Origin of the sequence: Olivibacter sp. CPCC 100613 (assembly GCF_036959255.1) — a bacterium.
Classification (GTDB): domain Bacteria; phylum Bacteroidota; class Bacteroidia; order Sphingobacteriales; family Sphingobacteriaceae; genus Olivibacter.
The window spans coordinates 1515460-1528266 of the sequence record NZ_JAWMTI010000001.1; the positions used below are offsets into that span (position 1 = coordinate 1515460).

Annotated in this window: 12 protein-coding genes; all 12 read left to right on the forward strand. The window is 39.2% G+C overall.

The genetic code is table 11. The features are described from left to right. Positions 1-156 precede the first annotated feature (156 nt). The 12 genes from RYH73_RS06160 (at position 157) to RYH73_RS06215 (ending at position 12781) form a co-directional block, all read left to right on the forward strand. The gene (locus tag RYH73_RS06160; protein ID WP_335312523.1) at positions 157-1260 is read left to right on the forward strand and encodes a hypothetical protein; all 1104 of its coding nucleotides are present in this window, start codon (positions 157-159) and stop codon (positions 1258-1260) included. Positions 1261-1381: 121 nt separating this feature from the next. Continuing rightward, positions 1382-3739, forward strand: coding sequence for a DUF4838 domain-containing protein (locus RYH73_RS06165; RefSeq protein WP_335312524.1), 2358 nt, complete (start codon positions 1382-1384; stop codon positions 3737-3739). A gap of 8 nt (positions 3740-3747) precedes the next feature. Then, complete coding sequence (locus tag RYH73_RS06170) at positions 3748-4341, forward strand: hypothetical protein (RefSeq protein WP_335312525.1); 594 nt, start codon at positions 3748-3750, stop codon at positions 4339-4341. Positions 4342-4343: 2 nt separating this feature from the next. Next, the gene (locus RYH73_RS06175; protein WP_335312526.1) at positions 4344-5477 is read left to right on the forward strand and encodes an NAD-dependent epimerase/dehydratase family protein; all 1134 of its coding nucleotides are present in this window, start codon (positions 4344-4346) and stop codon (positions 5475-5477) included. Positions 5478-5483: 6 nt separating this feature from the next. Next, the gene (locus tag RYH73_RS06180) at positions 5484-6539 is read left to right on the forward strand and encodes a hypothetical protein (protein WP_335312527.1); all 1056 of its coding nucleotides are present in this window, start codon (positions 5484-5486) and stop codon (positions 6537-6539) included. 20 nt (positions 6540-6559) lie between these two features. After that, positions 6560-7744: a hypothetical protein gene (locus RYH73_RS06185; protein ID WP_335312528.1), complete on the forward strand. Its 1185-nt coding sequence runs from the start codon at positions 6560-6562 to the stop codon at positions 7742-7744. Continuing rightward, entirely contained in the window at positions 7745-8617 is an 873-nt protein-coding gene (locus RYH73_RS06190; RefSeq protein WP_335312529.1) for a glycosyltransferase family 2 protein, read from the forward strand. Continuing rightward, the gene (locus tag RYH73_RS06195; protein WP_335312530.1) at positions 8592-9266 is read left to right on the forward strand and encodes an HAD family hydrolase; all 675 of its coding nucleotides are present in this window, start codon (positions 8592-8594) and stop codon (positions 9264-9266) included. The genes RYH73_RS06190 and RYH73_RS06195 overlap by 26 nt, the downstream gene beginning before the upstream one ends. Beyond that, a complete protein-coding gene (locus RYH73_RS06200) occupies positions 9256-10071 on the forward strand; it encodes a hypothetical protein (protein WP_335312531.1) in 816 nt (271 codons plus the stop codon). Before RYH73_RS06195 ends, RYH73_RS06200 begins: the two co-directional genes overlap by 11 nt. Continuing rightward, positions 10068-10895 (forward strand): glycosyltransferase, encoded by an 828-nt coding sequence (locus RYH73_RS06205; RefSeq protein ID WP_335312532.1) that lies wholly within the window; start codon positions 10068-10070, stop codon positions 10893-10895. The genes RYH73_RS06200 and RYH73_RS06205 overlap by 4 nt, the downstream gene beginning before the upstream one ends. 21 nt (positions 10896-10916) lie before the next feature. Then, complete coding sequence (locus RYH73_RS06210; RefSeq protein ID WP_335312533.1) at positions 10917-11819, forward strand: NAD-dependent epimerase/dehydratase family protein; 903 nt, start codon at positions 10917-10919, stop codon at positions 11817-11819. Further along, positions 11816-12781, forward strand: a complete 966-nt coding sequence (locus tag RYH73_RS06215; protein WP_335312534.1) for an MraY family glycosyltransferase — start codon at positions 11816-11818, stop codon at positions 12779-12781. The genes RYH73_RS06210 and RYH73_RS06215 overlap by 4 nt, the downstream gene beginning before the upstream one ends. Positions 12782-12807: the final 26 nt, after the last annotated feature.

The window sequence follows — 12807 nt, forward strand, 5'->3', positions numbered from 1 at the left end:
ATGTCGCATCAGTCTGCAATGTTTGAACGATATAAACAAGTTAAATCGTGCTTAAGGTTTACATATAAGGGGTACGACGCCTCTAATATCATCGCTGTAGACCTCATTTCAATTATATATGGAGTACTGCCATTTAAAAGAAAAACACTGTTCAAGATGTTTTTTTCGATCGATTTTAGTCGATTAAAAAAATCATTCAGCCGGTCGGAGGCGCGTATACTTGTTACATCTGGAGATTTTAATGGGAGAAAAGATTACTACGAAATCATTTCTCATTTCCGAAAGAACAATGAAGAAACTGCTTTTTATGACATGGTTGCACCTAGCTATAGACTTAGTGTTTCCCTGTTTCTTATTGTTCGGGTTTTGGTCGCCGTGGTTTTTAACAAGCAGTTGTTGTTGTCGCTGCGTCAGCGAATACAATTGGCTTGTATGCTTTCCTTTCGTCTGAATTGTGCGAGAGCTTTGGAACGAATCGATTTATCCAAGTTCGAAAAATATGTCGCTTTTAGCTCTGTTCATCCGGAGGAGGCTACTTTTACACGCTATTTTCAAAAGCGGGGCATTCCTACGTATTCACTCCAGCACGGGATTTATCACATTTTTAAAGAGGACAAACCAATGGATGTCATATCTTACGAAAATTTTAATACCGATCATCACTTTTGTTGGGGAGCTTATACTCGGGACGAATTTATGGCATATGGTATCCCAGCGAACCGTTTATTGGTAGGCGGTTATCCGCGCCATGTGAAACGATTCAACCATAAAAAGGAAGTGGGAGGAGCAGAGCGTTTACTCGTTATGTTAGCTCGTGTTCAGTTTGCTGAAAGCAACGATTCCTTGATTCTTTTGATCAGGGATTTTGCGAAACAGAAGCCGAATTTAACGATTGACTTTAAATTACATCCGTCTTTAGATGCTCGAGTTGTAAAAAAAGCGTTAGGAGGAATTAAGGGAGAAGTTATTGACCCGGAAGTTACTGTTACACAGATGTTAAGTAGCGGAAACTATGGGGCGGCGATTGCCAATAATACCTCTGCCTATTACGAATCATATATGTACCACACACCCTGCTTACGATATGTACATAGCTCTTTTACCAATAGCATAGGAGTCTTGGATGACGAATTCGACGGGCTTTCCGCGCTTATAAGTAAATACGCGATGATTAAAGAACAGGCAGACTATGCCAAAATAGAAGAGAGATTGCGATATATTTGTGGTTTTGGAGAGAATAACTATAATCTTCAGCCTTAAAGGACGGTATAACACTTGTGGTACAAAAGTTGCCCAATTTTCACTATTAGTAAATGGTGTCAAGAGATTGTTAACTTAATATCTTTGCTTGAGTACTTGCAGATATGGAAAATAGATTACTATGAGAAAAACTAAGAGCTTTTTATTTGCATTATTGTTTTTAATGTCATTTTCAGCCTGTTCAAATAAAACGACTGGACAGACTGTTACGCTTACTGAAAGCGGGCAAAGTGATTATTCCATTCTCATTGCTGGCAAACAGAATCAATACGAACAGAAAGCAGCAGTTGAGTTGCAGAAATATATTAAACTTATTTCCGGCGTAGAGATTCCTATTAGCCAGAATAGCGAGATAAAAGGAAATAAAATTATCCTTAGTAGTGATAGACAGCTAATTGAGCGGTTTTCAGAGAAAAGCGTTGCTATAGAGCAACTAGGAATAGACGGCTATCATATCAAAACGGTAGGACAGAATTTGGTGCTTGCCGGAGGGACTGGTAAAGGTGTTCTTTATGTTGTATACAGCTTCCTTGAAGATTATTTGGGCTGCCGTTACTATAATCCTGATGTTTTCGTGATACCTGAAAGCAAGCAAATCCGCTTAACGAAAATTGACAAACGCTTTATACCAATATTAACTAACAGGATTGCTCTATTTAAACAATCATTAAATGAGCAATATCGAAACTGGCATAAGCTGGATCTTTATCGAGATACCGAAGATGGGTTATGGGGTAGTTGGGCCCATTCCTTTATGGAACTAGTTCCTCCGACCCAGTACTTGAAAAGCCACCCTGAATATTATGCATTAACTGAGGGTAAACGCCAGGCCACTCAACTTTGTCTATCCAACCCTGAAGTAGTAAAAATTGCCACAGAGAATTTAGCGAAGAAAATACAGCAAAATCCAAAAGCTAAATATTGGTCAGTAGCGCAAGAAGATAATAATAAGAAATGCGAGTGCGACCAATGCAAGGCGCTTGATCTACGGGAGGGAAGCCCCTCAGGTTCGATTATTAACTTTGTTAATAAAATTGCAGCGAAATTCCCTGATAAAGTAATCACAACCTTAGCTTATACCTATAGTCAAAAGCCTCCGAAAACAATTAAGCCGGCATCGAATGTGCTAGTCATCTTCTGTACAACAGGTAACTTCGATCGAGGTAAACGATATACAGGACAGCAAGGGGCAAGCAGTTATACACAGCATTTGGCTGCTTGGGGCAACATATCTAAACAATTAATGGTTTGGGACTATGTAGTAGATTATAAACACTTTTTGTTACCGGTACCCAATCTTCAAGCGGTTTCTACTAATTTAAATGATTTTGTTAAAAATCATGCAACGGGAATTTTTTGGCAGGGTAACATCTATGGTGGAGGCGCTTTTGATGAGCTAAAGAGTTATTTGTTGGCGAAACTCAGTTGGGACCCGACATTGAATTCGAACGACGTGATTGAAGATTTTCTCAAAGGTTATTATGGAAACGCTGCGTCGAAAGTTAGTACGCTGTTGAAAGAAATGACTAATGCTTATGCTGCTTCTGGCAAGGAGTTGGGATTATTCGACAATCCATCAGATCATATCCAAGGATATCTAAGTCTTGTCAATTTAGATAAATACTTTACTTTGCTAAATGAAGCAGCTAAAGCGGTAGAAGGACAGCCTATATTGGTAGATCGTGTAAATAGTTTGCGTGCAGGTTTTGACTATGCTTATCTCGAAAATTCCTTTTTTGATCTTCCCGGCTTGAAAAATGAAATAGCTACAAAAGTGGGTCTGGTTAATAAAGTAAAAGTGTCAAGTGGATCAGCAGTCGTAAACAAGTTGGCTAATGTTGGTAAATCCGTGTTAAGAAGTGGTGTGATGAGTAGCGGCGGCAGAAGTAAAGATCTTTCACAATTAAACAATATTATGCGCGCTCTCCAGAGTCAAAAAATAGCTTATATGAACGAGGCCGGTTTAACACCTCAGCAATATGATGATCGGATGCGACCAGTCTTAAACGACCCGAATACTATTTTGGCAACCGACAATCTGGCAATTGGAAAGAAAATAACTTTGTTGAACAAGCCGACCGACGTTCACGCTAAATACGCTGGAAATGATGCATTGATAGATGGTATACGAGGGTCGATTAGGCTCGAACTGGATACGTGGCAGGGGTTTTATGGAGGGAGTTTTGGTGCTATTGTTGATCTCGGAGCTTCTACGGATGTAAGATCTATAGTAGTAGGCTTTTTAAAACGGCCGCATGTAGGCATTGAATATCCGACTAACTTTCAAGTATCATATTCAAATGATGGAACAAATTTCAAAGAATTGGGTGCGAGTCGAGCCGAGGTGGTAGACACGTTGCCGAAATCAGCTAAACAAGACTATTCCGTTTCTTCGAACGTGAAGTGTCGATATATCAAAGTTACTGCCAAACAATCGGCCAAGGCCGCTATGTTTCTAGACGAAATTATCATAAAATAGCTGCATGCATGTATAGAATAAGGAAATTGATTACGCTATTTTGGTATAAACTTTTTACAAAAAAACTCGGAAGCCGCGCGGTTATCTATCGACCATTCAAATTTTCGTTTAAGTATATAGAAGTCGGAAATAATTTTTACTTGGGACCGCATGCACGTTTGGAGGCTATAACTCGCTATAACGCAGCGGTATTTCGTCCATGTGTCCTGATCGGCGACCAGGTCAGCATTGAACAAGGCTTACATTTAACTTGCGCGGGTTCGATAGAAATCGGTAGCGGTTCAGCGCTCGCTGCTTACGTTTCGATTACGGATATTGCCCATGGACACGAAGACATTTCGCTTCCGCCTGAAAAGCAAGATATTCAGGTTTCGCCGGTTAGGATTGGACAGAATTGCAAGATTTATAACAATGTAGTGATTCTTCCAGGCGTTATGTTGGGAAAGCATACAATTGTAGGATCTAATTCAGTAGTCCGTAAGGGAACTTACCCAGATTATTGTATACTCGTAGGCTCGCCAGCTTATATCGTAAAGCGCTATTGTTTCGAACGAAAAGGGTGGTTTAAAACAAATAAAAAAGGAGAGTTTTTAAGTACATAAATATGAAAAATATATTGATTACTGGTGGGGCCGGTTTTATAGGTTCTTCCCTCACCTGTGCACTTTATGAACGGGGATATCATGTAACGGTGTTAGACTCCCTATCACCGCAAGTTCATGGAGAGCATTCAGCAAGTTCTTATTTATTTAAAAGGATTCAGCATAAAGCCGAGATATATCAAGGATCGGTAACAAGCCGCGAGGACTGGCTTCGAGTTTTAGAAGGGCAAGATGCAGTTATCCATTTGGCCGCCGAAACCGGAACTGGGCAATCTATGTACCAAATTGCAAATTATGTTGATGTCAATATCGGAGGTACGGCCTTGCTATTGGATATTCTAGCCAATTCGAAAGCGCATCGGGTACAAAAGGTGGTAATTGCGTCATCCCGTTCCATATATGGTGAAGGGAAGTACTTGAACGCGCAGGGGGAAGCTGTTTATCCCGGCCACCGTTTGGCGGAAGACATGGACCGGGGCGATTTTGAAGTGAAATATCTTGGATTGGATGGTTTAGAATTGGTCGCCACTGATGAATCTTCTAAAATTCATCCCTCATCAGTTTATGGAATTACCAAGCAGAATCAAGAGCAGTTGGTGATGACAGTATGTCCAACGATAGGTATTGCATCGGTTGCGTTTAGGTATCAAAATGTTTATGGTCCAGGGCAATCGTTAACTAACCCATACACAGGTATACTTTCAATCTTTTCTACTTTAATCAGGAATAGCAAAGCTATCAATATTTTTGAAGACGGGAAAGAGAGCCGGGATTTTGTGTATATTGACGACGTGGTGAACGCGACGATTCTAGGCTTGACAAAAGACGAGGCAAATGGAGAGGTCTTTAACGTGGGCACGGGAGTGCCTATTGATGTACTAAGCGTTGCGCGTACGTTAGTGAACGCTTATGGAATAGAGGTCCCATTGGAGATAACCGGTAACTACAGGCTAGGAGATATCCGACATAACTATGCAGATATAAGTAAGCTGCAGCACTTGCTTGGTTTTCAGCCGTCCTACGATTTTCAGCGTGGCATCGAATCGTTTGTGAAATGGGTGAACGAACAGCCGACAGTAACGAGCAAGTTTGATTCGTCCATTGCTGAAATGAGGAGTAAAGGGCTATTAAAATAAGGGTACATGGCAGTTAGCTTAAAGCAGAAAACCGTTCTTTTTATCGCTCCGAAGTTTTACGATTATCATAAGAAGATTATTGATGCTCTAGAGGAATTAAGCTTTGAGGTGTTCTTTTTTGAGAATAAATTTTTTCGGGAAGATCCTATGTTGAATGATAATGACTTTATCAGTTGGGTTAAAAGAAGGAAGCACCCGAACTATAAAACCGATTATCAAAAGCAGATTTTAACAAAGATAAAAGACCGGACAATCGATCTATTTTTATGTATTGGTGGATTTTCCATTACATCTGGTTTTGTTGATGAACTTAAAAGTATGTATCCACAGATGCGGTGCATAGCTTATTTTTGGGATTCTTTTCGTATTTGGGATTACCGAAATCTAATATCCAGTTTTAATCGTGTTTATACTTTCGATCGTTCGGACGCTAGAAAATATCAGTTGGAGTATCTGCCCCTTTTTTATTATTTTGGTAATACAGAACATATTCCTTATCAAGATCGAACTATCGATTTTCTCTTTGTGGGCTCGGTAGGTTACTATTCTCTTAATAGGCTCAGCATTCTAAAATATTTCGAGCAGTTATCTTCGAAGCAGAAACTCAACAGCTTACTTTGGCTCTATTTTCCAAAGGCTTCCGGTTCCATTGTGAAGAGGGGGGTGAATTGGTTGCGTAGGAGGTCGCCCGGACGATATCGTGGATTACTGAAACTCGTAGGAGATTACGAGAAAACGTGTTCATTTATAAAGCATGAAGTGATAGATAGCGATACGCTGCCTCAATTAATCCGGCAGGCGAAATGTATAATTGATATACCTGTTCCAGGACAGATAGGTCTTACCATGCGTACGATAGAGACGTTGGCGAGTGGGGCTAAGTTGATCACAACTAACCAATCTATCGTAGAAGAACCATTTTACACACCGGAATTTATTCGCTTAATAGATGAGAAGCAACCCGCCGTTGACATCAATTTTTTACAAAGCGATGTCAATACGAAGATAGACATAGAGTATCTCCAATTAAGGCGTTGGCTTACGAAGCTACTGGATATTTAGAATCTTAATTGCCCAATACAATGAAAAGGCTGCAGAGTTTAAGTTATGTTTTTGTTAACTTCATCCTTACGAGGATGGTACCGCTCAGCGTTCTGTCGCCACTAATGAATCTGCTTACATTGATCATGCTTGGAAGCGGCTTGATTAATAAAAGACATTCAGGCAGTAAGATAACCATTTTTGCGATCAATGTTACTTTCTTAACCATAGCTCTTTTGTTCTCTATTGGCTTTGAACGTAACCAGCCTGTCAATGCCATCCGTTCTTATTTATTGTTGGTTATTGTATTGTTTGCCTATTTTATAACCGTAAGTCGCACTGCCTTAAAGTGGTTTGTGTATTTCAATGTTTTTCAAGCTTGTGCCATCCTTATTGCCAGTTTGAGTATGACTTATCTTTTTAATCTAGAGACATACCTTCCGGTTAGGTTCTTTGTACAGGGACGAGAATGGGGCGATGTATACACGTATAATGGCTATTTTTTTATTATTCAAATTAAAGGAAATGCGTTGCTGCTATTCACACTTATGATAATGATTAGTCCTTTTGGTAGGCAATTTTATTTTAAGTATTATAAATTGATGGTGGTTCTGCTGTTTGCTGGTGTTTTTGTAGCAGGAAATTTCGCTTACCTTATCGTATTATTCCTCTATTTGTTGTTATGGTATATACGTAAGCTCCCTGTTCGTCTAAATATCAAGCTTGTTGGTCTGCTTCTACTATTGCTGATAAGTGCTTACCCTATTGTGAGGTATGTGGGGAATACAGTAGAAGCAAAGAAAAGCTCACTGGGAACCCGCGGTGATCAATTGCAAGTATTGTCGCGAGATTTAAATGAAAACGTCTTTACGTTGCTTCTTGGTAAGGGGTTGGGAAATACCGTGAGTGTTGTAACGAAGATGCGAGATTATACTGACCAAGTTTATTACGAGTTACAAGCGTTTTATATGTTGAACCAACTAGGCTTCATTATGTTTAGTTTATACATTATGTCACACGTTCTGCTGGCGTACCTTAATTTTAGGGGTAGTTTATGGATAATAATCATCTATTTGGGATACATCGTTTATGCCTCTACTAATCCTTATATATTAGATACCAATCAGTTTATTGTGATCATTACATTAAACTCACTAGTAAGCCTCCCTCTGCTAGAAAAAGAGAAATCTTTGAGGAAATTAGTAGGAAAAGAAAATGAGAAATAGATGGATACTTGTGCAATATTAGTTCTATACAATCCTGCATGGGAACTTTTATCTGAGGTGCTGAACGGAATAAGGGTGCAGTGTAGTTATTTACTGGTGATTGATAATAGCGATCAGGATCACCAACATCGATTATCTTCCATGATGGAAGATGCGGGCATACCCTATGAATATGTAGCACTTCTTCAGAATAAGGGAATAGCAGCAGCACAGAATATAGGTATAAATATGGCACGCAGACTCAGCGCAGATTTTGTTGTTTTTTTTGATCAGGACAGCGTTCCAGCACCCAAGATGGTGCAATATCTACTCGAAGCGCATCGCACAATTACAGTTGGGGGTATACAGGTTGGAGGTCTTGGTCCTCGATCAGTTAGTAGGGAAACAGGAAAGAAATATGAAGCGAAGTTTGATAAAGGAAATATATTAGCTGGGCAGGATTATACTGTAATAAGACAGCTTATCAGTTCTGGCTCCATGGTTTCGCTTAAAACTTTTGATCGGGTTGGCCTATTTTTAGAGGAAATGTTTATTGATTTAGTGGATTTCGAATGGTGTTGGCGTGCGAATAAGATAGGATACAGGCATTTTATCATTGAGCAAGCCTTGATGCAACATATGTTTGGAGCAAGCGAAAAGCGTGTGATGGGCTTCCGTATTAGTGTTCCTTCAGCTTTTCGAATCTATTTCCAGTTTAGAAACTACCTCTGGTTAGTGACAAAAGAATATGTTCCTGTCTACTGGAAGGTATCGGCGGGCATCAAGCTTGTTATAAAATTTGTACTTTTGCCATTAGTCGGTGCACAGCCTTTGGCATATTTTAAACGTTCTATTAAAGGGATAGCTGATGGATTATTTAAGAGAAGAATCTGAGCTTAGTCACATGACTCTATTCGATGTCTGTGGTACTTTATTTTATTCCAACACCACCTTTGATTTCTTAGCATTTTATTATCGGCGTTCTAGCGGATATCAACGTAAAATTAAATGGTTAACATCTTTGCCCGCCAAGATTTTTTTTAAGGTATTCTACAGACTAACTCACTTTGATTTATTAAGATACCTTGCTGTTTACAGCTTACGGGGAGAGAAAGAAGTAGATATTCGTCAAGAAGTTAAAAGCTTTGTCGACATCCTATTTCAGAGACATGCTGTTCAACCTATCATTGGTGTATTACAGCAAACGCAGGAACAGCGTCTTCACGTTGGACTGATTTCGGCTTCTTTGGATATTATTATTGAAGAGATTGCTAAGCGTTTCAATATTAAGTATTGGCACGCTTCACAACTAGGTTTTGATAAGGGGATTTGCACGGGTAAGATCGAAGTGGATCTGTACGGCCGGAAAGATAAATTGGTTCGTCGTTATGCAGCTGAATTTGCTGATATGGTGTTTATCACAGACAATTTCAATGATCTCGCTATTCGCAACCTCGTAAATGATTTTCGTGCAGTAAGTTTTCCTAAAGACAGGCATTTTTGGGAGAAAAGACTATCTAATAATGTGATTTATGAGAAATGACACCTGGTTTTATTTGCCGTGGGCATATTTTTTAAAGACAAGGATATCCTCTACTTTCAAGCTGGTTTCGTGGGGATTTATTTATGTAATACCTACCTTTGTCATTTCGCTTTCGCTATGGGTAGACTTCAGTCTGGCCTATATCCTGTCCTATCTGATCCAATTTGCTGTCATTTATAATTTTTATGAAGTTGGGTACATCGAAAATGATAATGAGACAACAAAAAAAGAAAAGAATCCTACTGAGCGGTTGGGACCAAAAGAAAAGCTATACTACGAGAATAAAAAAAATAACATTTATATCTTTCGTATTATAATAGGATTTTCATTGCTATGTATATTAGGATATATAGAGTCTTACTCGTGCGGATTTATTTACTTTGCGGGGGCATCCTTACTCATATTGCTGATCTACTTGATTTATAATCGTATTCGAAGTTTTCTTACGTTACCATTGCATTTTCTTTTGGTCTGTCTGCGTTTTCTCTCTTATATTTTTCTCGGGACGCTTTATCTCTCTGCAACTAATCTACTTTTTTTAGTATGCATGTATCCACTTATCAATATTATCGAGCGAGCAAGTAATCCAAAGTTTAGACTCACTTTGTTGGCGCCGCTTTATTATTCGGAACGCAAATTAGCTTGGTTTAGGGCGGCTTATTATATCATTGTATCGCTTTTACTATTATGGTTACAAACGTTGAGTGTTGTTATAATGCCATGGATACTTTCTTTATATATGTTCTTTTCGATCTACCGCTTTTTCGGCTTACTATACATATTAAGAGATAGAAAAAGCGTATGAATTTCTCCGTTTTAATGTCCGTATACAATAGAGATAAGGCAAGTTATCTAAACCTAGCACTTGAAAGCTTATTAAACCAAAGTGTACGGCCTAGCGAGATCGTTTTGATCAAAGACGGCCCACTGACATCCTCTTTGGAGCAATGCTTGAGGATGTACCAACAACGGTGTCCCGGGCTTTTTAAAATAGTGAGCTTGGAGATCAATAAGGGCCTCGGAGCAGCTTTACATAAAGGGTTACAGTATTGTTCCAACTCGCTGATAGCTCGTATGGATGCCGACGACCAGTGCTATTTTCATCGGTTTGAAAAGCAATTGGCGGTCATGAGAGCAGATCCTGCCGTCGCGGTGTTAGGTACCAGTATTGAAGAGTTTCGACAACATCCTGGAGATTTGAAACAATACAGACGGCTTCCACAGAATAGTGAGGACATCCGGCAATATGCAAGATATCGTAATCCAATGAATCATCCCAGCGTTATGTTTAGGAAAGAGGCGGTATTAGCTGTGGGGTCATATCAAGATATGCCATTGTTCGAAGATTATTATCTTTGGGTTCGGCTGTTATTAGCAGGTTATAAATTTCAAAACTTACCGGATACACTTTTATACTTCCGTATTGGGAATGATATGATTGGCAGAAGAAGTGGAATACAATATGTGAAAAAAGAATATCACTTTCTTAAAAGCATTAAACAACTAGGTTTCATAAACCAGAAGGAGTATTTTATTTCACTGTTTACCAAGCAGCCTTTACGTCTTTTGCCAAAACGAATATTGGTTTATTTATATAAATTTTTACTCAGAAAACGCAAAGGTTACTGATTAAAGTAAGAGCTATTGACGATGAATATATTATTGACAGGAGGAACAGGCTTTTTAGGTAGCATGGTTGCCCAAGCTCTCAACGAAAAAGGCCATTTAATAAAAAAAGCCGGTCGGACGCAGCCTTTCAAGATGATATTACCCTATGATGTTGCTTCGTTAGAAGACATAACCTGTGATATTGTCGTTCATGCTGCTGGTAAGGCACATAGTGTGCCGCATACTAAGCAAGAGGAACAGGCTTTTTGGGATATTAATTTTTTAGGTACGAAGAACTTATGCAAAGCGATCGAAAAGAATTGTAAGTTGCCCAAAGCGTTCATCTTTATAAGTACTGTGGCCGTTTACGGAATTGAAGAGGGAGAATGTATTACCGAGATTTGTCCTCTGAACGGCCGTACTTCTTATGCAAAAAGTAAAATACAGGCAGAACATCTATTGCAGGAGTGGTGTGATCTTCATAACGTTAAACTTGGAATATTAAGACTTCCACTGGTTGCCGGCCCGAACCCGCCTGGCAATTTGGGTGCTATGATCACAGGTATGCGTAGCGGTAGATACCTAAGTATCGGAAAGGCAGACGCAAAAAAAAGTGTCGTTTGGGCGGAAGACATTGCTCGCATTATTCCTAAACTTGCAGAAGTTGGCGGGATATATAATTTGACGGACGGCGTCCATCCGTCCTTCGGTGACTTGGAAAGTGCTGTCTCCGCTGCTTTGGGAAGGAGAAATCCACCGAAAGTGCCCCTATGGGTTGCACAAAGTCTAGCGTTGGTGGGAGATGTATTAGGACATAGTTTTCCCATTAATACCGACAAACTTAGTAAAATTATCTCAACCCTTACTTTTGATGACACTAAGGCTAGACAACAATTGGGATGGGAACCAACACCCGTGTTAAGTAAGATACCAGAAATTATATGATTTATCTGTTCCTATTTGTTATTCTGCTGGCGCTGATTTTAGTTTACTTTAAAATTGCCGATTATTTTAATATCATTGATAAACCGAATGAAAGGAGTTCTCACACAGCCCTTACCATCCGTGGAGGAGGGATTGTATTTTACTTTGGCGCTCTTTTTTACTTCTTTTGGTCCGGCTTTCAATATCCCTATTTTTTTTTAGGACTCACCTTGGTTTGTCTGATCAGTTTTTTGGATGATCTTTTTACCCTCTCCAGTAAATTAAGGATTGCTGTTCACCTTGCTGCCGTTAGTCTGTTGTGTTATCAATTAGAGCTAGGCGCGTTTCCTTGGTGGATGATACCCATCATTTTAGTGGCCGTTATTGGCATTTTGAACGCATACAACTTTATGGATGGCATAAACGGCATTACAGCAATGTATAGTTTTGCTGTACTCTTTTTACTCTGGTATATAAATCGAAGTGTTATTTATATAGATATGCGATTATTGTATTGCATCGGGTTGGGAAATCTGGTATTTACCTATTTTAACTTCCGAACTAAAGCAAAGTGTTTCGCGGGGGATGTGGGTAGCGTAGGGATGTCGTTTATACTGATTTTTATTTTATGGTGTCTTATTTTATATACACAAAATTTCATGTACATATTATTTTTAGCTGTATATGGAGTAGATAGTGTCTTAACAATAGTACACAGATTGTTGAAAAAGGAAAATATTTTTGAACCTCATAGGACTCATTTATATCAATATTTGAGTAACGAAGCGAAGGGGAACAGATTGTTAGTCGCTTTTTCTTATGGCGCTTTGCAACTTTTTATTGGCTTGCTTGTTATACAAGTTGCAGATAAGGGAGTTTGGACCCAAATCGTTTTTTCTTTTACAATATTGGCAGTATTGATTGCTGCTTATATCGCGATAAAGGGCTATGTGCTCAAAAGAGCTGCCGGCAACAGCGTGTGATGGGCGATGAAATAGGCAAATGAAAA